This window comes from Enterobacter sp. JBIWA005 (genome assembly GCF_019968805.1).
GTDB classification, from domain to species: domain Bacteria; phylum Pseudomonadota; class Gammaproteobacteria; order Enterobacterales; family Enterobacteriaceae; genus Enterobacter; species Enterobacter vonholyi.
Genome location: NZ_CP074159.1, coordinates 1,157,411 through 1,183,175, shown reverse-complemented (window position 1 = coordinate 1,183,175; position 25,765 = coordinate 1,157,411). Strand labels below are relative to the sequence as shown.

17 protein-coding genes and 1 pseudogene are annotated in these 25,765 nt (G+C 54.9%); 7 read left to right on the top strand and 11 right to left on the bottom strand.

Features of this window, described 5'->3' with window-relative positions:
- Positions 1-107: 107 nt before the first annotated feature.
- The 6 genes from KGP22_RS05540 to KGP22_RS05515 all read right to left on the bottom strand — a co-directional run bounded on the left by KGP22_RS05540 (position 108) and on the right by KGP22_RS05515 (position 8,155).
- A complete protein-coding gene (locus KGP22_RS05540; RefSeq protein WP_149366067.1) occupies positions 108-494 on the bottom strand; it encodes a hypothetical protein in 387 nt (128 codons plus the stop codon).
- Between the two features lie 911 nt (positions 495-1,405).
- Positions 1,406-1,621, bottom strand: a complete 216-nt coding sequence (locus KGP22_RS05535) for a hypothetical protein (protein ID WP_245405366.1) — start codon at positions 1,619-1,621, stop codon at positions 1,406-1,408.
- 208 nt (positions 1,622-1,829) lie between these two features.
- On the bottom strand, positions 1,830-2,393 hold the full coding sequence (locus KGP22_RS05530) for a hypothetical protein (RefSeq protein ID WP_045401990.1): 564 nt from the start codon (positions 2,391-2,393) through the stop codon (positions 1,830-1,832).
- A 33-nt stretch (positions 2,394-2,426) separates the two neighbouring features.
- Positions 2,427-6,692: an RHS repeat-associated core domain-containing protein gene (locus KGP22_RS05525; protein ID WP_223581514.1), complete on the bottom strand. Its 4,266-nt coding sequence runs from the start codon at positions 6,690-6,692 to the stop codon at positions 2,427-2,429.
- A gap of 17 nt (positions 6,693-6,709) precedes the next feature.
- On the bottom strand, positions 6,710-7,147 hold the full coding sequence (locus tag KGP22_RS05520) for a DUF1795 domain-containing protein (RefSeq protein WP_111964465.1): 438 nt from the start codon (positions 7,145-7,147) through the stop codon (positions 6,710-6,712).
- A 117-nt stretch (positions 7,148-7,264) separates the two neighbouring features.
- Positions 7,265-8,155, bottom strand: a complete 891-nt coding sequence (locus tag KGP22_RS05515) for an oxidoreductase (RefSeq protein WP_223581511.1) — start codon at positions 8,153-8,155, stop codon at positions 7,265-7,267.
- 104 nt (positions 8,156-8,259) lie between these two features.
- Here KGP22_RS05515 and KGP22_RS05510 point away from each other — a divergent pair.
- Positions 8,260-9,381 (top strand): annotated as a pseudogene (locus KGP22_RS05510) (YbdK family carboxylate-amine ligase).
- Here KGP22_RS05510 and KGP22_RS05505 read toward each other — a convergent pair.
- From KGP22_RS05505 to KGP22_RS05495, 3 genes are all read right to left on the bottom strand, one after another.
- Positions 9,332-12,466, bottom strand: coding sequence for an efflux RND transporter permease subunit (locus KGP22_RS05505; RefSeq protein WP_223581509.1), 3,135 nt, complete (start codon positions 12,464-12,466; stop codon positions 9,332-9,334). The pseudogene KGP22_RS05510 and the gene KGP22_RS05505 sit on opposite strands and share 50 nt — an antisense overlap.
- Before the next feature lie 9 nt (positions 12,467-12,475).
- On the bottom strand, positions 12,476-13,540 hold the full coding sequence (locus tag KGP22_RS05500; protein ID WP_223581507.1) for an efflux RND transporter periplasmic adaptor subunit: 1,065 nt from the start codon (positions 13,538-13,540) through the stop codon (positions 12,476-12,478).
- Positions 13,541-13,679: 139 nt separating this feature from the next.
- Positions 13,680-16,388: a cation-transporting P-type ATPase gene (locus KGP22_RS05495; protein ID WP_223581505.1), complete on the bottom strand. Its 2,709-nt coding sequence runs from the start codon at positions 16,386-16,388 to the stop codon at positions 13,680-13,682.
- 479 nt (positions 16,389-16,867) lie between these two features.
- Between KGP22_RS05495 and KGP22_RS05490 the strand changes: the two genes are divergently transcribed.
- On the top strand, positions 16,868-17,116 hold the full coding sequence (locus KGP22_RS05490) for a DUF1158 domain-containing protein (RefSeq protein WP_013097677.1): 249 nt from the start codon (positions 16,868-16,870) through the stop codon (positions 17,114-17,116).
- A 54-nt stretch (positions 17,117-17,170) separates the two neighbouring features.
- On the opposite strand, the gene KGP22_RS05485 is transcribed toward KGP22_RS05490, so the two are convergent.
- The gene (locus KGP22_RS05485; protein ID WP_010428317.1) at positions 17,171-17,512 is read right to left on the bottom strand and encodes a RamA family antibiotic efflux transcriptional regulator; all 342 of its coding nucleotides are present in this window, start codon (positions 17,510-17,512) and stop codon (positions 17,171-17,173) included.
- A 32-nt stretch (positions 17,513-17,544) separates the two neighbouring features.
- A complete protein-coding gene (locus KGP22_RS05480; protein ID WP_223581503.1) occupies positions 17,545-18,648 on the bottom strand; it encodes an MBL fold metallo-hydrolase in 1,104 nt (367 codons plus the stop codon).
- 190 nt (positions 18,649-18,838) lie between these two features.
- Here KGP22_RS05480 and KGP22_RS05475 point away from each other — a divergent pair, with 190 nt between their 5' ends.
- The 5 genes from KGP22_RS05475 (at position 18,839) to KGP22_RS05455 (ending at position 25,389) form a co-directional block, all read left to right on the top strand.
- Positions 18,839-19,429, top strand: a complete 591-nt coding sequence (locus KGP22_RS05475; protein ID WP_133293937.1) for a TetR/AcrR family transcriptional regulator — start codon at positions 18,839-18,841, stop codon at positions 19,427-19,429.
- Positions 19,419-19,787: an MmcQ/YjbR family DNA-binding protein gene (locus KGP22_RS05470; RefSeq protein WP_223581501.1), complete on the top strand. Its 369-nt coding sequence runs from the start codon at positions 19,419-19,421 to the stop codon at positions 19,785-19,787. Before KGP22_RS05475 ends, KGP22_RS05470 begins: the two co-directional genes overlap by 11 nt.
- 120 nt (positions 19,788-19,907) lie before the next feature.
- Positions 19,908-20,561 carry an oxygen-insensitive NAD(P)H nitroreductase gene (nfsB, locus tag KGP22_RS05465; RefSeq protein WP_021241586.1) on the top strand — a complete coding sequence of 218 codons (654 nt, stop codon included), beginning with the start codon at positions 19,908-19,910 and terminating at the stop codon, positions 20,559-20,561.
- Between the two features lie 410 nt (positions 20,562-20,971).
- Positions 20,972-23,629: a filamentous hemagglutinin N-terminal domain-containing protein gene (locus KGP22_RS05460; protein ID WP_223581499.1), complete on the top strand. Its 2,658-nt coding sequence runs from the start codon at positions 20,972-20,974 to the stop codon at positions 23,627-23,629.
- Between the two features lie 146 nt (positions 23,630-23,775).
- Positions 23,776-25,389, top strand: coding sequence for a ShlB/FhaC/HecB family hemolysin secretion/activation protein (locus tag KGP22_RS05455; protein ID WP_223582390.1), 1,614 nt, complete (start codon positions 23,776-23,778; stop codon positions 25,387-25,389).
- Positions 25,390-25,765 lie beyond the last annotated feature (376 nt).

Here is a 25,765-nt window from a genome sequence, read left to right as displayed (position 1 = left end):
ATCACGAAAAATCGATTTTGACCACTTTGGGCAGCACGAGATTGAAAAGAGCTATCGATCCAGCGTGATTTTGACAATAATATCGACCTTATCTGGGATCGGTAAATTCATCCTTTAGTTAAGCGTCTATTCACTATGTCATTTACATAATGTTCAATCGAAATATTGTGCTCACGATTAATCTTAGAAATGAATGCGTTAAGATGCTCTTGCGATGCATGAAGGGTAGTGGCAATAAGGTTATCAAAATCGTTCTGAGTAAAATGTTTATGTCCCTTTAACGTCGAGCGCTGGAGCAAAGTGTGTGCGGACACTTCCAGGACGGCCCGCCGGTAATGATCGGACAACAGGATGTCAAGATCGGTCTGACGAATATCAAACTCAAAATGAAAACTGACAAACCCCGATTCAACAGGTAATGAATAAATCAATTTATCACCTAATTGCTCAACGTAAGGTTCATATCCTTCTCCCATTACTCGCGTAGTATGCATATAACCCCTCTCTTTTCATGCATTAGATTAATTACACTTAAATAAATACATAGTATTACTATTTTAAAGATCGAGAAAATCATTCCGGTATGTATCAGCCATTTCAAACACAGTATACTCTTTACCCGATTCTGCAAGGCCGTACAAAGACTCAAGCGTATCGTTTCCTTGATCATCAGACCATAGAGATGGTTGTAACACTTTGAAAACAATGTTTATATTAAAAAGAACAGAAGCGCCAAAATGAAGTAAATAGGCACGATAACTTTCAGGGATTAGCCCTATTGATGCTTCTAATGTATTTAAACACTTTATAAATTCATCTGATGGTAATGATGCCGGTTTCGCTCCAAAGCGCTCTAATTTTTCAACATTTTCCTTTCCTCCTCATATCAGATGCGGAGCCAATATGTTGCACATTATCATGAAGATCTCTTGGGACAAGAATTATAGTATTCGCACTAAGATGATTTGGAGTAAGCATTTTTCCCTTAACAAATTCTGAGCCGCTTTCTGTGTAATGCCTTTTTTCTATGCAATGGCATTATTACCAATGGCAAAATACAAGCATATCTGTCATTCTTTTTATTACTGTTTATCTATTTACTAGCATCTAAATGTAAAAAAAATAAGCCATGATCATATTCTGATTATGGATTTATTTTGAAATATCATAAATCAACAGTTACATTCATTCCTGCATCAAGAGATGCCTCACAAATTTCCTTGTATAATTCCGTAAAACTATTAGTAATTTCATAGATATTGCCGCACTCATTTTTCTCAGCGATTTCAGACTCTTGGATATCATCCTCAGCATGTAGATGTGTTCTGTCCCAATAATACACACCTTGGCTTTCACTGCCATTTAATATAAGGTAAAAATTACCTCCAGGATCATCACCAATAATTTACTTATCATCAATGAAATCAAGTTCACTTAAAAAATCTTCATTTTGACGAAAAATGTAGTGGTTTGGATTTTTCATATTTATTCCAAAAAGGGCATAAAAAGCGATAACCCCGTCATCGACACCTTCATACTCCAACTCACAAAAATCCGGAGATTTTACAACAAAGCCATTTTTCAACCTGAGAAATTCTTTATAATCTTCAGGTAAACTGATTTTGAATTTCCTCTCCAGAACTTTAATTTCATCTTAATTTGCAGGTTTACCATATGAAATAGGCATAAGCTCTCCTTGCAAAGGTCATGACTTAGTGATCTTAGATACTCAACCTCTATTATGGAAAAATAGATGGTAGTAATTAAAGCCGGAACTTAATGGTTTCCGGCATATTCCATTCATTTATCTAAATAAAAAAACATGTGCCCTAGCCATAAAAATAATCATAGAATGCATTAAAACTTTCATTACCGATAAGAGGCACAATTCTTTTCCGCAACTCATCAATAAAGTCATCTTTCACTTCGTCATTATCATCTGCTATATCAAAGATATCGTATTGACCATATACCAAATCAATAAGCTCAGCCAATGAAAATATAAACCCAGAGAGACTGCCAGCTATTTTAAATGGTTCAATTACATCATAACTAGCATAGACAGAGGTATTCCCTTCATCGATAACCGCAATTATAGGTTTACCTCCACCTAAATCATCACCAAAAACAAGATAATTGTTTGGTAAGTATTCATAACCACTTTGAGCCTTCGAGAGCTCACTGACAGAATGAATTTTAATTGGCGTGAAGCCTGTTTCAATCTTTAATTTTTCAGGATTATAATTTTTATATAAGTAATCAACATCTGTTGAACGAGGTAAGCTGGACGGGAATGCATTATCCAAGTCATTGATTGTATTAAAATTCCCTGACAGCGAGAATTTTTTGCAAACAGCAACAAGTTTTTTTAAAGACTCTTCAATTTCACTCATAACAATACCTCACATTCAGCATATTCATTGATATTATTGACAGCTCTTCAAATTCTTACGGGTAAGATTACGGTCTATCAATCGTCCTTTACCTGGAGTCTCATAGCTGCCACGGTGGCCTTGTAGACCATGTAAATGCTCATCATAGCCGCTTGGATGATTAGCATTCTGGAGAAATACAATATTCCTTGGATCACCTTGCCATTTCCCTCCCAGAACACCATTACCTTTCACACTATTGATATGATGGCCTGTATAACCCATTTCGGACATAACCGACGATAATTGGCGATTATTTTTTGTGCTTAATATTACTTCGCGTTCAGCGGCCGTCCAGTCTCGGCTTCCACCACCAGCCGCAACTAGTTCCCTTTCTTCTCCCCATGCTCGGCTTATTGCTGTCGCCCTAGCTCCCGGTTGCGCGCTAAGGGTGGGATCTGGTTTATAACGAACTAAACCTTGCGCAGAGAGTCCCCACGGATCAATCCACCCCAACGGATTTGGCGCATACTGATAAAGGTTCCACCCACCATTCAACCCAATCGGGTCCTGCACAATAAACCGCCCGACCTGCGGGTCGTAGTAGCGGAACAGGTTATAGTGCAATCCCGTTTCACCGTCAGCGTACTGCCCGGCATAGCGAAGCGGCTGGTGTGGCATCGCCGTACGGTTCACAACCCGTGAGAACCCTTCGCTCTGGTGGCGTACCTCGCCAAAGCTGTCGAACTGGCCGCTCCAGCACACCGCGCCGCGCTCGTCTGTGACTTCCAGCGGCGCGCCGTTCAGGTCGGTGTTGAACCAGTAAATCTCACCGCTGCTCTGGTCTCGAAGGTGATCCACCCGCGCCAGCGGGCTCCAGGCCTCATTCGGATCGTAAACATAGGTGCTGCACAGCCCGCTCTCCTGCTGCTCCTGCTGCTCCTGCAGCAGGCGGTAGCCCTGCCACAGGAAGCGCGTTTCTGTGGTGCCGTGCGTCGTAGTGACGATTTTGCGCGTACGGCGGCCCAGAGCGTCGTAGTGATAGCGCGCCTCAAACCGCCCTTCCGGCCCGGTTCCCCGGGCGGACACCAGACGGTTCTCGGCGTCATACGCATAATGCTGTTCATACAGCCCGTTCCGGCGGCTGACCAGGTTGCCCCAGGAGTCGTATTTCATAAACAGCGCCTGCCAGTGCTGCAGGCGGTTATCCGTGACCGGTTCCGCATCGTCATTGGCGGCGAGGTTATCCGCGGCGTCATAGCTGAACTGCGCGCGGCTGTGCCCCTGGCGGGCCTCGTAGTGCTTCAGCAGACGCCCTTCGGCGTCGTAGCCGTAGTCCACCTCACCGCGCAGGGTGTCGCTGACGCCGGAAAGCTCGCCGCGTGCGGTGTAGCGATACAGGCGTTCCAGTATCGCCTGCTCCGGCAGGGTCACGTCCGTGCTTAATTCGCTGCGCTGCAGGGTGCGTCTGCCGAGGCTGTCATAATGGCGAATCTGCTCGCGCGCGCCCTGAGTGCGGCGCACCTCGCGGTGCAGGCGGTCGCGGGTGAACTCGGTCACCAGCTGCTGCCCGAAGCGGATGGCGCTGACGTGGCCGGAGCCGTAGTGCAGCCACGCCAGCTTTTGCTCGCCGGGCAGCGTCAGGCCGGTCAGGTTGCTCAGGGCATCCCATTCGTAGCCCACCGCGCCGTTAATGCCGGACTCGCTCAGCACGCGCCCGGCGGCGTCGTGGCGGTAAGCGATCTCATCGCTTTCTATACCCAGGGCAACGCCTTCGGCCGTCGGCGTGCGGCGTATGCGGGTGATCTGGCCGCTCAGATCGCGGAAGTAGCGGTACTCCGCTTGGCGCTGAGTGCGTCCGATCAGCAGCCCGCTGTCGTCATAGCTGAACTGCTGGACGCGACGGGCGATGCCGCCGTCGGCGGCAGGCCGTCCGTTTTCTTCGAGCGCGCAGAGGAACCCTCGCGCGTCCCATTCCATATGGCGCACGGTCTCATCCGGGCGCGTTTCGCTGAGCGGGCGGCCCACGGCGTCGTAGGTGAAGCGGTATTCCGCCCCGTTGCCGTTATCAAGTCGCAGCAGGTTGCCGCGCGGGTCGTAGCGCCACTGGCGCACGCGGCCAATACGGTCGGTGAGGCTGACCGGGAGGCCGAGCACGTTGTAGGCCCAGCTCACCTCGCTTTCCAGCGGATCGCGCCAGCCCGTGAGCTGGCCGCGTTCGTTCCACACCAGCGACTCGCGGCTGCCGTCCGGGTGGATCACGGCGATCAGCAGCCCGGCACGGCTCCACTCCCGGCGCGTGATATTCCCTTCCGCATCCTCACTGGCAATCAGCTGCCCGAATCGATCGTAGGTGAAGCGGGTGACGCTGCCGGAGCAGTCGGTGCGCTGCGTCAGCAGCCCCTGGTGGTTCCAGACCAGGCGCACCACGCCGCCGACGGCGTCGGTAATGCTCTCCGGCAGGTTTTCTTCATCGTCAGGATAGCGATACGCGGTGGTGCTACCGGCCGGATACGTTTCCGACAGCAGACGACCGCGAAGGTCGTACATGGCCTGCGATGAGGTGCCGTCCGGGTACACCGTGCGGGTGATGCGGTCGGTCAGGCGATGCCAGTGATACTCGGTGCGGCGGCCCGCCGGGTCCGTCTCGCTGGTCATGCGGCCGTATTTGTCCCACGTGCTGCGGCGCATCGCGCCGCCGGGCAGAATAACGTCGCAGAGCTCGCCGTCGCGGTAAACAAACGTCGTCTGGCGACCGTCGTAATCCGCGAAGCGCGCGACGTTGTCGTCGTCGTCCACCAGCCAGTGCGCCTGAGCGCCGTCTTCGCGGGTCGCGCGGCGGGTGCCGTTATCAAAATCATATTCGAACGTCAGCTGTTCGCCGCCGCTGTGGCGGAAGCCGACCACGCGCGGCAGGCCGTCAATCTCCCGCCAGCGGTATTCGCTCAGCAGGCCGTTGACGTCCTCGTGGGCGCTCATCAGCCCGTCCTGCCAGCGGAAGCGTCGGCGCACGCTACCGCCCCGGCCGGTCACACAGACCAGCTGGCGCTGTTCATCATAAGCGTAACTGACCAGGCAGATCTCGTCATCCAGCCAGGCGCCGAGGAGCCTGTCACGGTCGTAGCGGCAGACCACGCGCTGGCCCGCGCTGTCGGTCAGGGCATGCAGGGTATTATCCGCATTCCACTCGAAGAGGATATCGTTGCCGCAGGGTTCAGAGATGCGCTGGAGCAGCGACGGGGCATCATCCTTAAGCGGTGAATAGCGCCAGCGTTCGCCGCTGACGTCATACACCGACCAGCTGTCGTCCTGATGATGTTCAAGCCAGTTCTTTTCGCTTTCGCAGTAGGTGCGCATCCCTTTAGGGACCTTCGGGAAGGCGACGTAATCGCCGGACGGCGCGCGCCACACCAGGCCGTCCTGATACGGCTCAAGGCGGCTTTCCCAGAACAGGCTCCAGCCGCGGCCCAGCACGCTGTCGCCGGGGTTGCCGCTGCGCCAATAGCGCTGCCAGCGCACCGGAAGACGGGAAGGCAGGACGAAGTCCAGCTCATCATCCCCGCTGAGAAACTTCTGTCCGCTGACGATATCTACCGGGCGGGCGATAATCCCCGCGGCCGCCACGCCGGTCATCAGCGTGCCGGCGCGACAGGCGATACGGGCCAGCTTGTTGATACCGGGGATTTTTCCCAGCAGCTTAGAGAGCGCCCCGACTTTACCAGCGGCACCGCCCCACCCGCCGATAAGCCCGGCGAACAGCAGGGTAAGATCGGAGACTTTGTAGAGCCACTCGGGGACTTCAGACTGAATGGGCAGGGTTTGCTGCGGATCGCCGCCGATAATGACGTTGTTCGAACCGGTCATCACCTTCGCGTCGCAGGTGGTTCGATCCCCGATGCGTGCCGCAGGCAGGCCGTTGATAGAGACCCGCGAAGAGCCTTCGGCCATCTGCTGCGAGCCGTCGTCAGAGCACTTCACCGTGCTGTCTGTTGCCATGGCTGCGGGTTTACCATTGATATACACATTGGGCGAGCCGGAGGTGATGACGCCTTTCTTCGTCATGCTGGATGCCCCGGCGTCCGCGATGCTGTCCCGGGCGGCGGTCGCCAGCTCCCCGGTATAATATCCCACGGCCAGGCTGGCGCCGACGAGCAGGACGCCCACCCCAAGACAGGATGCGCCGAGACCCGCAATAAACATGGCCCCCGCCAGGATGCCCCCGGCGGCGGCAATCAGGCCACCGACAATCGTTCCGGCAATCATCCCGGCCAGCGCACCGGAATGTCCGATATCATCGCCAACGCGTGCTGCTTCAAACATAACAACTGTCCCTGGTGTTAATGGTGGAAGCGGAAGCTCCTGAGAAGATCGCCAAACAGCGCGCTGTCGGCATCGCCCAGCGCACGGGTGCAGGTCATGGTGAAGACCAGAATTTTATCGCTGTCGACATTAAATACGGCCTGCTGCTGCCAGATGCGTTTCCCGTCGCGCAGGTAGCTGGCATGGACAATTTCACCCTGGGAAAGATTGTCGCCAAGCGTAGCGGCGCTGCGCTCACCCTGCTTCCAGCCCTTGATGTGTTTTTCCATCAGGACAAGCTGGCGATCGATATACGCGGCAAGCGCTTCGCCGGGGTGGAGGGCATCGCGGGAGATATTGAACGCCGGCGCATCCGCAGCGGGCGGCGCGAATACGTTGACGGTACGATCCTGATAACCCTCAGGAAAGGTGATCTGTCCTTCACTGAAAAGGCACTGCGAATGTAGTTCTGACATTGAGCGGGTCCCACCACATATTTTCAGAAGCGGCAAGTTTCGCATATGTGTTTAAGGCTGACTATCCCCAGATTATTGCCCAACGCCAGCCCTCGCCGAACGGAAAAACAGTAACCGTTAACCCGGCCCCTCGCTCCCTGCCGCCAGCAGCGGTACCACCACGTCGCTGATGGGCACCGCAATGCCGTGTTTGCGGCCGTAGCGCTGGATGACGCCGTTGCGGATATCCCACTCCATCGGGCGATCCGCCTGACGGTCAGCCAGAATCGACGTACCGAGGTCCTCGGGCGCGCGCTGAAAGTTCGCCAGAATCTCCTGCGCCACGTCATCGTTCAGCTTCGCCCCTTCGGCGCGGGCGACGGCCAGCCCCTCGCGCAGGTAGGCCAGCGAAAGTTCGCTGATATCCTCGCGCCTGAACATCCCGGCGCGACGGTTAGCGAGCACCATCAGCCCGGCGACCGCGTTTTGCAGCAGCTTGCGCCAGGCGACGGTGGGGAAATCTGCCGAGAGTTCAACTTCACAGCGCGTACCGCGAAGCGCCTCCACCACCCGCTGTGCCTGCGGCACATCCGGCAGCGTCAGGCGCGGTTTGGCGCGCAGCCAGACGGAGGCATCCGGCTCGCGCTGCGCCGGGAACCAGACTACCGACGGCAGCACCGTTGCGCCACTGACCAAAGGCTCAAGCTGAGCCTTCTGCTCTACGCCGTTTTGCAGGGCGCAGACCACCGTATTTTCATCGCACAGCGCGCGCAGCCATCCGGCGCTGTCGGCATTTTGCGTCGTTTTCACTGCGATAAACACGAGATCAACGGGACGCGTAATGGCCGTCGGGTCGGTTAGTACCGGACCGGGCACCACCGTTTCACCTTCGTCGTGGCGCAGGCGTAATTCCGGATGCGCGGTCCGTCCGCAGAGCAATGGCGTGCGGCCAGCGTCATGCAGTACCGCGGCAATGGTGGTGCCAATCGCACCGGGTCCTATCAGCGCAATGGTTGTATAGTCAGACATGATACACTCCCCTTTTGCTAAGCCTGCTATCAGTTATACCACCCTGAGACGAGCGCGCCACACCCGTTGTCTATACTCAACATTCACAGACAACGGAGTGCGCCATGCCTTTACCCGATTTCAAATCCTCTGAACCGTTCACCCTTGGCATCGAGCTCGAACTGCAGGTGGTTAACCCGCCGGGGTACGATCTCAGCCAGGACTCCTCCGCGCTCATCGCCGCCGTCAAAGACGACATCAAAGGCGGTGAAGTCAAACACGATATCACCGAAAGCATGCTCGAAATCGCCACCGGCGTGTGTCAGACCATCGACCAGGCAGCGGCGCAGTTTTCGGTGATGCAGCAGAGCATCCTGCGCGCGGCGGCGGAGCAGCATATCCAGATCTGCGGCGGCGGGACGCATCCGTTCCAGAAATGGCAGCGCCAGGAGGTGTGCGACGACGAGCGCTATAACGTCACGCTGGAGCGCTTTGGCTATCTGATTTTGCAGGCGACGGTGTTCGGTCAGCACGTTCACGTCGGCTGCCGGACCGGGGATGACGCCATTTACCTCCTGCACGGCCTGTAGCGATTCGTGCCGCACTTTATTGCCCTGGCGGCCGCCTCGCCGTACATGCAAGGCACCGACACGAAGTTCTCCTCGTCGCGGCTCAATATCTTCTCCGGGTTCCCGGATAACGGACAGATGCCGTGGGTAAACAGCTGGCAGGAGTTTGAAGGGCTGTTCCGCGGCCTGAGCTCCACCAGCATGATCGACAGCATCAAGGATCTGCACTGGGATATTCGCCCCAGCCCGCATTTTGGCACCGTGGAGGTGCGGGTAATGGATACGCCGCTGACGCTCGGCCACGCGATTAACATCGCCGGGTTGATTCAGGCCACGTCGCACTGGCTGCTGACCACGCGGCCGTATAAGCATCAGGAACGGGATTTTCTGCTCTACCGTTTTAACCGTTTTCAGGCGTGTCGCTACGGGCTGGAAGGCATCCTGACGGACGTGCATACCGGTGAGCAAAAAACCGTGGCGGAAGACATCGCCTGGCTGCTGGAGCAGGTGGCGCCGTCGGCCGATAAGCTCGGTGCCACAAGCGCAATCAATGAAATTGCCCTGCTGTTAAAGCAGGGCAAGAGCGAGGCGCAGCGCATGCGGGACTTTATCGCCGACGGCGGCTCGCTTATTTCTCTGGTGCAGAAACACTGCGAGCTGTGGGCGACGAGTCCGTAAGGCCGTGGCCCCACTCGCGCAGGCGCTGGAACAGCACGAACAGCGCCGGGATAAACAGGATCCCCACCACGGTCGCCACCAGCATGCCGCTGAACACCGTGGTGCCGATGATGCGGCGGCTCTGGGCACCCGCCCCGGTCGCCAGCATCATGGGCAGAACGCCGATGATGAACGATACGGCGGTCATCATCACCGCGCGGAAGCGGCGCGAGGCCCCTTCCCGCGCGGCATCAACAATCGCCATTCCGTCCATACGCCGCGCGCGGGCGAACTCTACGATAAGAATCGCGTTTTTGGCCGCTAACGCGATCAGCAATACCAGACCAATCTGCACGTACACGTCGTTGGCGTATCCGGCCATCCACAGCCAGACCAGCGCCCCGCCGAGGGCGAACAGCACCGAGAGCATCACGCTCGCCGGGAGCGTCCAGCTCTCGTACTGTGCCACGAGGAACAGCCACGCCATCACCACCGCCGCCAGCACAATCCAGATCGCCTGATTGCCTGTCTGCTGCTCCTGATACGACATGCCGCTCCAGGCGTAGTCGTATCCGGCCGGCAGGCTCTCTGCCAGAATATCGCCCATCACCGCCATCGCGGTGCTGCTGCTCACCCCAGTTGCTGCAGAGCCGCTCACCGAAACGGACGGGAACTGGTTGTACTGCTGCAGGAACGGCGCGCCGACGGTCGGCGTGATGGTGACGAGGTTGCTCAGGCGCACCCGCTCGCCGCTGTTGCTGCGCACGAACAGCTCGCTGATTTGTTCGGCGCGCTCGCGCCACTGCATCTCGTTCTGCATCACCACGTGGTAGACGCGGTTGTTGATGCTGAAATCCCCGGCGCGCGTGCCGCCAAAGGCGGTTTGCAGGCTGCTGAAGATACGTGACACCGGCACGTCGAGGCGGGCGGCACGCTCGCGGTCAACGGTCAGCGTCAGCTGCGGCACGTTGCTGCTCCAGGTGGTGAACACGCGGGTCAGCTGCGGGTGCTGGTTGGCTTTCGCCAGCACCTCACGCGTCACGCGCTCCAGTTCCGCCGGGCTCTGCCCCGCCTGAGCCTGGATGCGCAGGTCAAAGCCGGAGGCGTTGCCCAGCCCCGGCAGCGTCGGCGGCGCGAAGGTCATGATGGTGGCTTCCGGCAGGGCCAGCAGCTGGCGCTGCAGGGTGCCCATCACCTCTTCCAGCGGCGGACGCGCGCTCCAGTCCTTCAGCATGATGGAGATAAACCCGCCGTTGGAGGCGCTGGTGCCGTTGAGGATGTTAAACCCGGAGACCTGAATCACGTCCTCCACCGCCGGATGTTTGGCGATAAGCTCCCGCGCGGTGGTCATCACCGCTTCGGTCCGCTCCAGCGAGGCCGCTTCCGGCAGCTGGACGCTGGCGAAGAAGTAGCCCTGGTCCTCCTGCGGCAGGAAGCCTTTTGGCATCGACGTAAAGCTGAACAGCACGACTGCCGCCGCGCCTGCGGTGGCCAGCAGCGCCAGCCACGGACGCAGGTTTAAGACATTCACGATGCGGGTGTAGAAACCTCGCGTGGCGTCCAGCCCGCGGTTAAAGGCGCGATAAACGGCCGCCGGTTTCTCCGGGCGCGGACGCAGCAGCATCGCGCACAGGGCGGGCGTCAGGGTCAGCGCTACCAGGCTTGAGAGCGTCACGGCGGTGGAGAGCGTAACCGCGAACTGGCGGTACAGCTCGCCGACAATCCCCGGCAGCAGCGCCACCGGCACAAATACCGCCAGCAGCACCAGCGTCGTCGCGATGACCGGCCCGGCAATCTGGCGCAGCGCCAGCGCGGTTGCCGCCGTGCGGCTCTGTCCTTCCGCCATCAGCGTTTCTACGCTCTCCACCACCACGATGGCGTCATCCACCACCATGGTCACCGCCAGAATGATGGCAAACAGGCTGAGCGTGTTGGCGGAGTAGCCGAGCGTATAGAGCACCGCAAAGGTGCCCACCAGCGACACCGGAATGGCGAGGGCGACAATCAGCGTCGCGCGCCAGCTCTGCAGGAACAGGGAAACGATCACCACCACCGCCAGCATCGTCAGCGCCAGCGAGACGCCGATCTCCTTAATGGTCGCGGCAACAAAGGAGGTGGTGTCGAACTTCACCTCGTAGACCAGGTCGTCCGGGAAGCGCGTCGAGAGGCGCTCCAGCTCCGCGCGCACCGCGTCGGCCACGCGCAGGGCGTTGGCGGACGGCGTCGGGTAGATGCCGAGGTAGGCGGAATCGTGCCCGTTCAGCTGCGCGCCGGAGCTGTAGCTGCGCGAGCCGAGCTCGATGGTGGCGACGTCCTTCAGGCGCACCAGCTGCCCCATCTCCCCCGCGCGGATGATGATGTCGGCAAAGTCGTCGGCCTGGCTTAAGCGCCCCAGCCCGTTGATGGTCAGGGTCTGCTGCTGGCCGTTAAACACCGGCGGCGTGCCCACCTGACCGGCCGCGCCCTGCACGTTCTGCTCACGCAGCGCCTGCGCCACGTCGTCGGTGGTGACGTTCAGGGCGTTCATGCGGTCCGGACGCAGCCAGATGCGCATGCTGTAGTCGCGTGCGCCGAACATCTGCACCTGCCCCACGCCGGGCAGACGCGACAGCGCCTCGCGCACCTGGGTGCTGGCGTAGTTGCTGACGAACAGCGGCGTGTGGGTATTGTTCGGTGAGTAAAGACTTACCCCCATCATCAGGTTGGTGGCGCGCTTGCGCACCTGCACGCCATTTTGCTGCGCCTCGGTTGGGAGCTGCGCCACGGCCTGCGCCACGCGGTTTTGCACGTCGATGGCGGCGAGATCCGGATCGGTGCCCGCCGCAAAGGTAATGTTCAGGCTGTAAGTGCCTTCGTCCGAACTGGTGGACTCCATGTAGAGCATATGATCCACGCCGTTCAGCTGCGTCTCCAGCGGCGTGGCGATGGCCTCCGCCACGTCAGCCGAGCTGGCGCCCGGCCAGCTGGCAGAGACGTTCACCACCGGCGGCGCGATCTGCGGGTACTGCTCCACCGGAATAATCCTCAGCGCAATGGCCCCCAGCAGGGTGATGACCAGCGCAATCACCATCGCGAAGCGCGGGCGTTTGATGAAAAACGTCAGCATGATGGCTCCTTAATTCAGTATCTGGACGGCAGCGCCGGGCTGCACGCGCTGCGCACCGTCAGTAATCGCTCGCTCACCGGACTTCACGCCGGATAAAATCCGGAACTGCTGGCCGATCTGTCCGGCGACCTTCAGCGGGCGCATTTCGGCTTTTCCGTCGGCATTAACCACCCAGGCAAAGAACCCGTCGCCGTTCTGCTGCACCGCTGCGGCAGGCAGGGTCAGCACCGGCTGCTCGCTTGCCGGACGCAAAAACACGTTCACATTGCCGCCGGGCAGGAGCTGATGGCGCGGGTTGGCAAACTCGGCGCGCAGCATCACGCTGGCGGTACGCGGGTCAATGCGGTTATCCACTGACGTCAGCTCGCCGCTGACGCGCTGGCCATTGCTGTCGATCAGCGCCTGCCAGGCACGCTTCATGGCGTTGATATCCGCATGCTGTCCGGCTTTGGTGGAAAATGCCCCCTCTTCCAGCGCAAAGGCGATGCGGATCGGGTCAAGCTGCACCACCTCCACCAAAACGCCGCTCGCTGGGTTGACCAGGCTACCCACGTGGAAGCTGCTGTGGCCCACGCGGCCGTCAATTGGCGAGGTGATTCGGGTGTAGCTCAGGGTGACGTTGCGGGCTTCGAGCCGGGCCTTCGCCTGCTCGAGAGCGGCACTGGCGACGTCGCGCTGCATGCGGGCGTTGTCCACGTCGTGACGGCTGATGGCGTTGCTGCTGCCCAGGCTTTCAAAGCGGGAAAGCTGCTGCTGCGCCTGGCGCAGCGTGGCTTCGGCGCTTTTCACTTCGGCCTGCGCCAGGCGCAGGGCTGCGCGCGGCTCGGCGTCGTCCAGCTCAAACAGCACGTCGCCTTTTTTCACGTACTGCCCGTCGCGGAAGTTAATTTTGGTAATCATACCTTCCGTACGCGCGCGCAGCTCAACGGTGTGGATGGCTTCGATGCGGCCCGGGATCTGGCGCTCGGCGGCGTGGGCGGTCTGCTCCACGGTGGCGACGCGAACGGGGATCGCGGCGGCGAAGACGGGTTGCAGGGTACTGACAAGAAGTGCGAACAGGAGTGGAAGTTTCATGGGAGTACCTCAGCGTTGTCTCCCCTCACCCCGGCCCTCTCCCCAGAGGGGCGAGGGAGAAAACCGAGCCCAAGGGAAAGTACCAGACTGTCCCCTCTCCCCTGTGGGGAGAGGGTTAGGGTGAGAGGTAAAGTTTTAGTTATGCAGCCTTACGGAACCTGCGGGTCAGTCGCTTCTCGATTTCGACGACGAAGAACATCACGCCTGCAACGACCAGTGTCACAAACCAGTAGCGCAGCGGCAGGGCTTCGGTACCGAACAGCATCTGCATAAACGGCAGGTAGATAATCGCCGCCTGGAGCAGGAACAGCACGCCCGTCACCAGCCAGATCCCTTTGTTCGCCAGCAGGCCACGGTTGAGGGAGAACCCTTCGGTGTTGCGGCAGTTAATCATGTACACCCACTGGGCGCAGACCAGCATCTGCAGCAGCACGGTGCGGATGAACTCCGCGCTGTGGCCGCGCGGGGCGAGCCAGGCTTCCAGCGCAAAGGCGGCGATGGCAATCATGGTGCCGACGAAAGCCACGCGCCACACGGCGTAGGCGTCCATTACGTGCTGCCCGGTCTGGCGCGGCGGGCGGCGCATAATGTTGCGCTCGGCAGCTTCGAAGGCCAGGCCGAAGGAGAGCGTGGCGGAGGTGGCCATGTTCATCCACAGAATCAGCACCGGCGTCAGCGGAATAATGTTCCCCGCCAGCAGCGCAATCACAATCAGCAGCCCCTGCGCCAGGTTGGTCGGCATGATGAACAGAATGGTCTTCTTCAGGTTGTCGTATACACGACGCCCCTCTTTCACCGCGCTGGCGATGGTGGCGAAGTTATCGTCCGTAAGGACCATATCCGCCGCCTCTTTGGTCACTTCCGTGCCCTTGATGCCCATCGCGATGCCCACGTCCGCCTGACGCAGCGCCGGGGCGTCGTTTACGCCGTCGCCGGTCATGCCAACGATTTCGCCTTTGTCCTGCAGCGCTTTCACCAGGCGCAGCTTATGCTCCGGGCTGGTACGAGCGAAGATGTCATACTGCACCGCCGCCTCCGCCAGCGCGGCGTCGTCCATCTTCTCCAGCTCGTAGCCGGTGACCGCCTGCTCGCTGTTGGCGATCCCCAGCATCTGGCCGATGCTCATCGCCGTCTGCGGGTGATCCCCGGTGATCATCTTCACGCGGATCCCCGCCTGCTGGCAGGCGTTAATCGCATCAATCGCTTCCGGACGCGGCGGATCCATCATCCCGGCGATGCCGAGGAAGATCAGGCCGTGGCTAAGGTCGTCGTGCGTCAGTTCCTGCTCGCCGTTCGCTGGCTTGAACGCCGCGGCGACCATGCGCAGCCCCTGACGCGCATAGCGCTCCATCTCACTTTCCCAGTACGTGCGGTTGAAGGCTTCCGTACCGTGACGGGTCTGCTGCTGCGAACACAGGGCAAAAATCACGTCCGGCGCGCCGGTGATCAGGATCTGCTCCTCGCTGCCAATCTGGTAGTGGGTGCTCATGTACTTGTACTGCGAGTCGAACGGGATCTTGTTAACCAGCGTGGTCATTACCGGCTCAAGGCTGGCCTTCGCCGCCAGCACCTTCAGCGCGCCCTCGGTCGGCCCACCGGTGATGCCCCACAGGCCTCGCTCGTCCTGAATCAGCTGGCTGTCGTTACACAGGTCGATGGTACGCAGATACTGCTCCAGCACGGTGCCCGGCTGGATGTGGACCGGCTCGTCACTACCTTCCAGATAGATGTTGCCTACCGGCTCGTAGCTGTTGCCGTCCACGCGGTAGCAGGCGTCGGCGGTGATGATGGCTTTAACCGTCATCTCGTTCATGGTAAGGGTGCCGGTTTTATCCGAGCAGACCACGGTCATCGCGCCGAGCGTTTCAACCGTCGGCAGCTTGCGGATAATCGCCCGCTTGCGCGCCATCGCCTGCACGCCCAGCGAAAGGATGATGGAGATGATTGCCGGCAAACCTTCCGGTACGGAGGCAACCGCCAGGCTAATCAGAGAGAGCAGGAGCTCGCCCATCGGGATCTCGCGGAACGCCAGGCTGAAGACAAACAGCGCGGCCATCATCGCCAGAATAATCACGAAGATCGCTTTACCCAGCTTGTCCATCTGCACCAGCAGCGGCGTACGGTGCTTTTCGATACCCGCCATCATCTGGTTGATGTGGCCGAGTTCCGTATCCTTACCGGTCGCGGTGACCACACCGATACCGCCGCCCGCGCTGACGGTCGTCCCGGAGAAGACCATGTTGGTGCGATCGCCCAGCGGTAATTCCCCGCTCAGTGGATTAACGTGTTTATCCACCACGGTCGATTCACCGGTCAGAATCGCCTCTTCCACGCGTAAATTATGCGCTTCGATTAAACGCATATCCGCCGGAATACGATCCCCCGCGCGTAATAAAATAATATCGCCCGGGACTATTTCAGTTGTGGGGATTGTTTCGTGGTTGCCGTTACGAATAACGCGCGCCTCGCTGGCGAGCATATTACGAATACTCTTCAGGGATTTTTCCGCGTTGCTTTCCTGAATATGACCAATTAGGGCATTGATTACCGCGACGCCCAAAATAACCAGCGTATCAACCCAGTGGCCCATTACTGCCGTTAATACGGCGGCGGCCAGCAGAACATAAATCAGCACATCATTAAAATGGGCTAAGAAACGCAGCCAGGCGGGTTTGCCTTTTTTCTCCGGCAGCGCGTTCGGCCCTGTTTTTTGCAGACGCGCCTGCGCCTCTGCACGGTTCAGACCGCTTGCCTGGCTCTGCGCATGTGCAAGCGCCTGCTCTACGGTCTGCTGGTATGCCAGCCCGCCGGAAGGCGGCACGTTAGGAGTCAATTTTTTTTCAGTCATCGTATTTTTCCTTCAATTTCCGGAGAACAGAAGCCTGAATTCCTTTCGGGCTTAAATAAATTCATTTTAAAGTCTTGCGGGTAAAATTGATCCACCGCAATATAATGACTTCTCGGTTATTCAAAACTGATTAAAACTATTTCGATGATCTGATTTTTACAAAATATTTCTAAACCAAAACTAAACGAGGGGGAACCATGTGGGGTATTTATCGCGGGCGCAGACTGGTGTTATACGTTATCGCAGCCATTGTTATTGCCACGTTAATTGGTTATAGCACCTATACATTTGTAAAATTATTTTCCTGATGCGGACGTTTATTTACATAACGCGATATTAATATAAACGCCGGGTCGTATGTTGTTATTTGTGCGCAGTAATAATGTCTTTGTTTTATTCAAAAAGGTCAGCGGGGCTGATATTGCTTTACGTTACAGAATGCCGGACAATGACATTTTTAACTGACGATTAACATTACGATGAAACACCCGCTAGAATCGCTGCTCACCGCAGGCGGCATTTTATTACTGGCCCTGCTTTCGTGCCTGCTGCTCCCGGCGCCTTCGCTTGGGCTGGTGCTGGCGCAGAAGCTGGTTCAGACCTTTCACATGGTCGATCTGAACCAGCTTTACACCATTCTGTTCTGCGTGTGGTTTTTACTGCTCGGGGCGATTGAATTCTTCGTGCTGCGTTTCGTCTGGCGACGCTGGTTTTCCCTGGCATCCTGAGCCAATAAAAAAGCCGGGTGGCGGCTTCGCCTTACCCGGCCTACACGCGAAAGGTTAATGTGTCTGGCTATGGTTCTCTTTACGGTACGCTCCAGGTGGCTGGTTGAACGTACGGGTGAAGATACGGGTAAACGTCTGCTGCGAGTCAAATCCGTAACGCAGGCAGATGTCGTACACCCGGGCGTCGGATTCACGCAGATCGCGCGCCGCCAGCAGCAGCTTACGTTCACGGATATAACGCCCCAGACTCTCCCCTTTGTACTGCATAAATAGCCGCTGCAGGTGCCATTTCGAGTAACCCGCGTGGCGGGCTATCTCTTCAATTCGTAATGGCTGGTGCAGATTGTCGTCGATCCATTCGACGATAGTGTCGATGACTTGAGCGGAAATGGTCATACTGCTGTCCCCCTCTGCTTCTCGCTTAAACATTATTCCCACCACGCACGAAAGGTTTGTGCGCTGTCGCTTACCCGGACGGGCTCGCCCAGTTCCGGCGTCAGCAACCGATAATTTTTATCTTTGCTGGCTTTTGTCAGCTGGATCAGCGGATCGTTCCAGGCGTGTTTCGCCAGCACGAAGCGTCCGTTATGCCCCGGCACCACGGCTTTCGCGTTCAGGTCCGCCGAGGCCTGCGCCGTTTCCTCCGGCAGCATGTGGATGTACTTCCAGTCCTGGTCGTACTGGCCGTTCTCCATGATGGCGACGTCCACTTCGCCAAACTGTTCACCGATGGCCTTGAAGTGCGGGCCGTAACCGGAATCCCCGCTGTAGTAAACATTCTGCTCTGGCGTAACGAACATGAAGCTGCCCCACAATGTGCGATCGCGTTTGATGCCGCGACCGGAGAAGTGACGCGCTGGCAGAACGTGCACCGTCAATTCATCGCTGATGCTTACCGACTGGTTCCAGTCGCGCTCGTCAATAATCTCGGGCTTCATGCCCCAGTAACGCAGGTGGGACCCCACGCCCAGCGGCGTCACTACGCGTTTCACCTTCGGCAGTAGTGCCTTGATAGTGGCGTAATCCAGATGATCGTAGTGATCGTGCGAGATAATCAGCAGGTCGATCTCCGGCATGCTTTCAGCGCGCCACGGATACTCGCCGGCAAAGGCCTTATTGAGGAACGAGAACGGCGCGGCATAGTTGCCAAGCACCGGGTCAATCAGGATGCGTTTACCCGCGAGCTGCAGATACCACGAAGAGTGACCGAGCCACACAAGGGTGTTCTGCTCCAGCGGCAGGCTCGCAAGATCGGTTTTCACCAGCGGCAGCGGCCGGGTCGGGCGGGCGTTTTCGGTTTTTTTGGTCAGAAACTCCCACATCGCGACCAGCATATTTTTGTCACCGTTATAACCCGGCGTCGGCAGCGTGTTGTGGAATTTCCCCTCGCGATACTGTGGGGAGGCCTCCACTTCAGTGAGCCGTTCACCCTGCGGCGGCTGGCCGAATCCGGCATTCAGAACAAACGGTAAACTCGCGGCTGAAGCAATAATCATGATTAACACCACGCAGATGAAGAGAGGTTTTTTCATATCCTGACCCGAAAACGCGCCCCATCCGATAGCGTGCGCAGGGTAAACTTGATTATGAGTGAGTAAGCACTCATTATAGATATGATGATAAAGTCGTCAAGACGTTTTCGATCTTTGACATTCCGCGTTGCAGCGTGTCAAAGCACGTGTTTCAATCAGGGTTTTTATAATTGACAGGAGGAAAAATTTAGTGGCACGTCCGAAGAGTGAAGATAAAAAACAGGCCTTACTGGAAGCCGCAACGGTGGCGTTTGCACAGTCAGGTATTGCCGCCTCAACGGCGCTTATTGCCCGTAAGGCGGGCGTCGCCGAAGGCACCCTGTTCCGCTACTTTGCTACGAAAGACGATCTGCTGAATGCCCTCTATCTGCACCTGAAGCAAGATCTCTGCCAGACCATGCTCGCGAACCTCGATCGCACCATCACGCTGCCTAAAGAACATACCCGCAATATCTGGAACAGCTATGTGGACTGGGGTATTCGTAACCCCGTTGCGCATGCGGCGATCCGCCAGATTGGCGTCAGTGAAAAGCTGAGCACCGAAACGGAACAGGCGGTGAAAGAGATGTTCCCGGAGCTGCATGAACTCTGCCGCCGCTCGGTGCGTCAGGTGTTTATGTCTGATGAATTTAAAACGTTTGGCGATGCGCTTTTCTTATCGCTGGCCGAATCCACGATGGAATTTGCCACCCGCGATCCGTCCCGCGCCGTTGAGTTTAAAGCGCTCGGCTTTGAGGTGATGTGGCGCGGGCTTGCCCAGGAAGAGAGCGATGGACAGTAAAACGTTGCAGGAGCACGCAAAACGCGTGGCTCTGGAGCTGCCGTTCACCGAACACTGCTGGCCGTTTGGGCCGGAATTTGACGTGTTTAAAGTGGGTGGAAAAATTTTCATGATTGTGGCCGTCGCACACGGGCGGCCGCACGTCAGCCTGAAGTCAGACCCGGAAAAATCGCTGTTAAATCAGCAGATTTATCACGGCGTTGAACCGGGCTATCACCTCAACAAAAAGCACTGGATTTCCCTTTACGGCACTGACGACGTGACGCCGGAACTGGTTACCGATCTCATTAATGATTCCTGGCATCTGGTGGTGGATAAACTGCCGAAAAAAGACCAGAAGTGGATCCGGCCGGTCTGATTGTTCGTCTGAGACGAACAGATTAAGCGCTCGAATTGCCCTTATCTTTTTCCGCGTCCCGCTGTAATCTGCTCACCTTTCGCGCCCGCACGCGGGCGAATTTCATCATCAGGAGTTGTTATGGATATCATTTCTGTTGCGCTGAAACGCCACTCCACCAAGGCGTTCGACGCAAGCAAAAAACTGACCGCTGAAGAAGCGGAAAAAATCAAAACCCTGCTGCAGTACAGCCCGTCAAGCACCAACTCCCAGCCGTGGCACTTCATCGTGGCCAGCACCGAGGAAGGAAAAGCGCGCGTGGCGAAATCCGCTGCGGGCACCTATGTGTTTAACGAACGCAAAATGCTGGATGCTTCTCACGTGGTGGTGTTCTGCGCGAAAACCGCGATGGACGATGCATGGCTGGAGCGCGTTGTCGATCAGGAAGAAGCCGACGGTCGCTTCAACACCCCTGAAGCCAAAGCCGCGAACCATAAGGGCCGTACCTACTTTGCCGACATGCATCGCGTGGATCTGAAAGATGACGACCAGTGGATGGCGAAGCAGGTTTACCTGAACGTCGGCAACTTCCTGCTGGGCGTTGCTGCGCTGGGCCTGGACGCAGTACCGATTGAAGGTTTCGACGCCGCGATCCTCGACGAAGAGTTTGGCCTGAAAGAGAAGGGCTTCACCAGCCTGGTGGTGGTGCCGGTTGGGCATCACAGCGTGGAAGATTTCAACGCCACGCTGCCGAAATCTCGCCTGCCTCTGAGCACGATTGTGACCGAGTGCTGATCCCTTCTGGCACGTCGGGTTCCGGCGTGCCTGTTTTCAGTGACGCTTTCTTTGGGTTATGATTCTTCCTTCGATAAAGTTCACAAATACCCCCAGCAATTTGTAACAGCATAGAAATACTTATTCATAAAATCCATCATATATTTTTTATATTATATTCTTTCCGTAAGCCTTTTTTTATTAATGCATATCAATACTCCCCTTTAGTTTCATAAACACCACGAATCCATTGCGCAAAATTCAAACAAATCAATTTAGTTTTATCACTAAAGGCACACCGTAATAAAAAGACATATTGAAATAAACAATTACAAGTCTTTTAAAGGATTTTTGATTTCGCATGATTCCATTTAAAACCCATTTTAACACACGATGGGCGTTATTATTTCAAGGAATACAAGGATAGAGATATGAAAAATAAATGTGCAGTAAGCACCCACCTCACACGTCAGGTTTTGCACGCCAAACTCGCGCCGACCTGTTTCGCTACTATGTTAGCTCTGGGCATGATCATGCCTGTTCACGCTGCCGTTGTTGCAGGAAATACGGAACAACCCGGCATCCACACTAATTCAAACGGTACAACGATTGTTGATATTAATAAAGCCAGCGCAGAAGGCGTCTCTCATAACGTTTACTCTGAATTTAACGTTGAAACTCACGGTGTTATTCTTAATAACAGTGGCGCGGCGTCTAACACTCAGCTAGCAGGTATGATTGATGGCAATACAAATATGGCAAGCGGTAGTGCAAAAGTCATTCTAAATGAAGTACGCTCTTCCGACCCAAGCCAGTTAAATGGCATGATTGAAGTCGCTGGAAAATCTGCTCAGGTTATTATTGCTAACCCATCCGGGATTACCTGTGATGGATGCGGTTTTATTAATACGAATCACGCGACCTTAACCACCGGTACCGCCAATTTTGATGCAAACGGTAATGTAACAGGACTGGATATTAGCAAAGGCGAGGTTAACATTACCGGAAAAGGTATGGATACCCGCGCGGTTCAATATACAGATATTATCTCCCGGTCAGTCAAAGTTAACGCGAAGCTGCAGGCCAATGAGCTGAATATTATCACGGGTAACAACCGTATTGATAAAAAGGGTCGTGTTCAGAAAAGATATGATGACAGCAAAGCTCCCGAATTAGCACTAGATGTATCTGCGCTGGGCTCAATGTATGCCAATAAAATCTTTATGGAAGGTACGGATACCGGTGTCGGCGTTCGTCTTGACCATACCGATCTTACTGCAAACGACACGCTTTCGATTGACGTTAATGGTAACGTCGAAAACAATGGCGGCCATGTGAATGCTGGAAACGCAGCAATGATCAAGGGTACCAGCGTAGTAAACCGTAACGGTCAAATTACCTCCGACGGCGTGGTCTCCATCACAGCAGATGAAATGGTTGATAACAGCCATGGCCTTATCAAAGCGGACATGGTTAACCTGGCGGGTAAAACTACTCTCAACACAGCTGGCTCAGTACAGGGAAATGCCAGCACCTTTGTGATGGCTGATTCACTGGATAATGCGCAGGGGGAAATACTCAGTAATGGCGAACTGTTGGTTCAACGCGCGTCTTATGCCTATAGTAATTCGGACGCCCGTGGCATAAACAATACTCAGGGCAAGATTGTGGCGAAGGGTGCTCTTAGCCTAGATACCACCAATATCGATAATACATCTGGCCAGCTCGCCAGTAACGCGTCAATGAACGTAACTACCCGCGCGCTAAACAACGAAAATGGACTGATCTCAGCCGGTAATGGCTGGAATACGATCAGCGCCAATGTACTCAATAACAATAACGGCATTATTCAGTCCTTTGGTCACGACAGCCAACTGCAGTTGAGTGGCGACGATCTGCTTTCTAACCATAATGGGACTATCCATAGTGAAGGTTCACTTTCCGTAAATGGCGCACTGGATAATAGCTCGGGTGCCATCACCGCTGACAATGATATTTTCATGTATGCAAGGGCCTATAACTCTGACCTCAACAGCACACTTCAGGCAGGTCGTAATATTGATATGACCGTTACCGGTACGTTCCAGAATGCAGGGACTATCGCTGCTGGCCAAGACCTGGCTTTGAACATTGGTTCGAATGGCTGGAATAATTACGCTGGTCCAGTGACCAATAGCGGTAATATTACTGCAAAAGGTCATCTTGCAATGCAGATGAACAGCAGCGCACTGGAAAATAGCGGTACATTGACTGCCGATCAGATGGATCTTCAGCTGTCCGATCTCAATAACAGTGGTTCCATTTTAAGTAAAAACGACATCAATTTAAACCTTAATAATCTGAATAATCTGCGCAGCGGAGACATTAAGTCGGATCGTAACATTACAATCAATGCCTCAGCTGTGACTACAGAAGCGGGCAGCCAGCTCCAGGCAGGAGGTGACACCACACTTAACCTAATGAATAACCTTCAAAACGATGGTGAAATCCGCTCTGCGAATGATATCAACATGTTCATTTCCGGCGGCTACGGCTACTATCCATCTTCAGTCTATAACACAGGTGTTATCAGCGCTGGCAATAAACTTAATGCTCAGATGGAACGGATCAATCTTATCAACGGAGGAACGCTGTCGGCAGAAAATGGTATCAATATCACCAGCAACACTTTGACGAATAGCGGTAACATAACCAGTGCCGAGGATGTTCAGTTAAACACTTACAATGGTATAAATAACGAAAAGGGTGGAATCATCACTGGCAAGTATGTCCGAACCACTGGTTTCGTAAATAACACAGGAGTAATTAATCAGACTGGCACTGACAATCCGGACAATAATGTAATCACCCCTGATAGTAACAATACTTCCATCGACAACTCCGGCTTTATTAATGACAATAACAGCTGGAATGGAAATAATATGGATAATAGCACCAGCTATAATTCAATTAAACCAAACGGCACTCCCGAGGGTAATGGTGTTTGGGAAAATGGCATGGTCTTTTATCCTGGCGATACCTACTTCGGCAGAACCATTACTGAAATAGTCTATTTCCCTGGCGGATATGGCATTAACACCGCTATGTAATAATCCATGACTCTCAAAGCCCCATTTTTGGTTATGGGGCTTTTTATTTCTTTAAACCAGGGTTAAACATCCTCAGAATCTCTGAAGCCAATAACATGATTATCTCTTACCCTCGCCTCGCTGTCGTTTTAGCGTCGCTCCTCGTAATGTCGGCCGGTTACGTAAAGGCTGAGTCTGCGACCACTCAGCAACAGGATCAAGCCAGGCATGACCAGCTTGCGCCTCAAAGTAAGTCGCTACTTTCTGCAGAAGGAACGCGCGCAAGTGATACATTGATTCTGACCAAAGAAGCTGTTTGCTATGATATCCAGCACGTCGTTATTGATGGCGCAGAGTCGCTTCCACATTGGCTGACTTTTCGCGATCTCATAAAACAGACGGAGAAACAGTGTGTTGGTTCCGGGGGCATTAAAAACATTCATACTGCAATGCAGAATCGCCTCATTTCTCATGGATTTATTACTACTCGCATATTAGTGCCCACGCAGAATTTACGTAATGGTATTTTGCATTTTACAATTCTGCCTGGCCGCATCAGCGAAATAGACATAAAAGAGTTAAACGGTCATTCTTTAAATGCGTGGAACAACATTCCGGAAGACCAAAACGATCTTCTCGATTTACGAGGGCTGGAGCAAGGCTTAGAGAATATGCAGCGCATACCCGGCACTCAGGCGAGTATACGTTTGCTACCGGGCAATCGTCCCGGGGATACACATATTGAAGTGACCCGCACACAGCCACAATCATGGCGCCTGGGCTCCTGGTTTGATGATTCAGGCAGTAAACACACCGGACGTTATCAGGGAGGGCTCGCTTTTTATCTTGATAACCCAACTTCATTAAATGACATGTTTTACATTGCTTATGGTGGTGGGTTCAAAAATGAAGATGGACGTCGCAACGATAACAGCTCGGCCTTTTATTCTGTTCCATTGGGATACTGGTCGCTTGACCTTTATGCCAGCCATTATCGTTCCACGCAAACTCTCCGCAACGGTGAATTTCGCTACCAGTACAGCAGCGACGAAAAATTAATGACGGCTGTCCTTAACCGCGTGATCTTCCGCAGCGCCAGTCAGAAAACCACGCTGGCTTTTAAAACGATCAAGCGTGACTCACGCTATGACCTTAATGACGTGGAAGTGGAAGTACAGCATCGGGATACCAGCAGCTGGCAGTTAAGCCTGAATAACATTGCCTATTTTTCAGCGGGTCAACTTACGACTAGTTTCGGATACCAGCATGCGGCTCCGTGGTTTGGCGAACAACCTGATGCAGAAGAGCTGGTGGGCAGCGCTGATCCACTGGCAAGGATCCTTACGCTTAAAGTTGATGGGGTCTTCCCTTTCAAACTGGCCGGAAATGCTTTTAGCTACGAGCCGCATTTTATGCAGCAAACGTCACCAGATCGGCTCACCCAACCGGATAAGTTCACTATTGGCAACCGCTGGACTGTGCGAGGGTTTGATGGAGAAATGTCGATCTATGCGGATAAGGGCTGGTATCTACGCAATGACATTGATCTTAACCTGCCAAAGTGGGGGATGCAGCCCTATATTGGCGTGGATTACGGTGAGGTTAGCGGCTCTGAAAATGATTACTGGAGTGGCGCACACCTTGCCGGGGCAGTGGCTGGCATTCGAGGCGTCAAAGGTCAATTTGGCTATGACTTTTTCATCGGTACCCCGCTTTCAAAGCCGGATGAACTGCATACCAGTCCCGTCACGCTGGGTGTTTCGCTCCAGTGGCAATACTGATGCCTGACCGCTCACTCGAGACATATCAGGATCTGTCACTCCCTGAGAGGGTTAAAACGTGTTTTTACCCTCTTCAGGCTACTCGTTTGCGCAGCGATGTTCACCTCTGCTGTAATCTAAACACCACTGGCAGCTTAACCTATTACCGCAACACCTTATGCGGAAAGTGTTTACAGTCAAAATATAAACATCACTTCGCCCATAATTCTGACTTGCTAATAGCCGATCCCGACACGTTATCTTCTCTATGTTTTTGTCCTTTGTTTTCCTCAGCGTTTTAAGGACGGTTTATTTTCATCAGTAATGATCTTAGCAACTCGCAGGAATATGTAATTTGTGTTCTACACATTCAGTTATTTTGATTAAATGTAAGTAC

What these genes read in the sequence shown, in the direction of transcription:
- KGP22_RS05540 (WP_149366067.1), bottom strand. Translation starts at nt 494, where the DNA reads ATGCATACTACGCGAGTAATGGGAGAAGGATATGAACCTTACGTTGAG.
- KGP22_RS05530 (WP_045401990.1), bottom strand. Translation starts at nt 2,393, where the DNA reads ATGAGTGAAATTGAAGAGTCTTTAAAAAAACTTGTTGCTGTTTGCAAA.
- KGP22_RS05525 (WP_223581514.1), bottom strand. Translation starts at nt 6,692, where the DNA reads ATGTTTGAAGCAGCACGCGTTGGCGATGATATCGGACATTCCGGTGCG.
- KGP22_RS05520 (WP_111964465.1), bottom strand. Translation starts at nt 7,147, where the DNA reads ATGTCAGAACTACATTCGCAGTGCCTTTTCAGTGAAGGACAGATCACC.
- KGP22_RS05515 (WP_223581511.1), bottom strand. Translation starts at nt 8,155, where the DNA reads ATGTCTGACTATACAACCATTGCGCTGATAGGACCCGGTGCGATTGGC.
- KGP22_RS05505 (WP_223581509.1), bottom strand. Translation starts at nt 12,466, where the DNA reads ATGCTGACGTTTTTCATCAAACGCCCGCGCTTCGCGATGGTGATTGCG.
- KGP22_RS05500 (WP_223581507.1), bottom strand. Translation starts at nt 13,540, where the DNA reads ATGAAACTTCCACTCCTGTTCGCACTTCTTGTCAGTACCCTGCAACCC.
- KGP22_RS05495 (WP_223581505.1), bottom strand. Translation starts at nt 16,388, where the DNA reads ATGACTGAAAAAAAATTGACTCCTAACGTGCCGCCTTCCGGCGGGCTG.
- KGP22_RS05490 (WP_013097677.1), top strand. Translation starts at nt 16,868, where the DNA reads ATGAAACACCCGCTAGAATCGCTGCTCACCGCAGGCGGCATTTTATTA.
- KGP22_RS05485 (WP_010428317.1), bottom strand. Translation starts at nt 17,512, where the DNA reads ATGACCATTTCCGCTCAAGTCATCGACACTATCGTCGAATGGATCGAC.
- KGP22_RS05480 (WP_223581503.1), bottom strand. Translation starts at nt 18,648, where the DNA reads ATGAAAAAACCTCTCTTCATCTGCGTGGTGTTAATCATGATTATTGCT.
- KGP22_RS05470 (WP_223581501.1), top strand. Translation starts at nt 19,419, where the DNA reads ATGGACAGTAAAACGTTGCAGGAGCACGCAAAACGCGTGGCTCTGGAG.
- nfsB (WP_021241586.1), top strand. Translation starts at nt 19,908, where the DNA reads ATGGATATCATTTCTGTTGCGCTGAAACGCCACTCCACCAAGGCGTTC.
- KGP22_RS05460 (WP_223581499.1), top strand. Translation starts at nt 20,972, where the DNA reads ATGAAAAATAAATGTGCAGTAAGCACCCACCTCACACGTCAGGTTTTG.
- KGP22_RS05455 (WP_223582390.1), top strand. Translation starts at nt 23,776, where the DNA reads ATGTCGGCCGGTTACGTAAAGGCTGAGTCTGCGACCACTCAGCAACAG.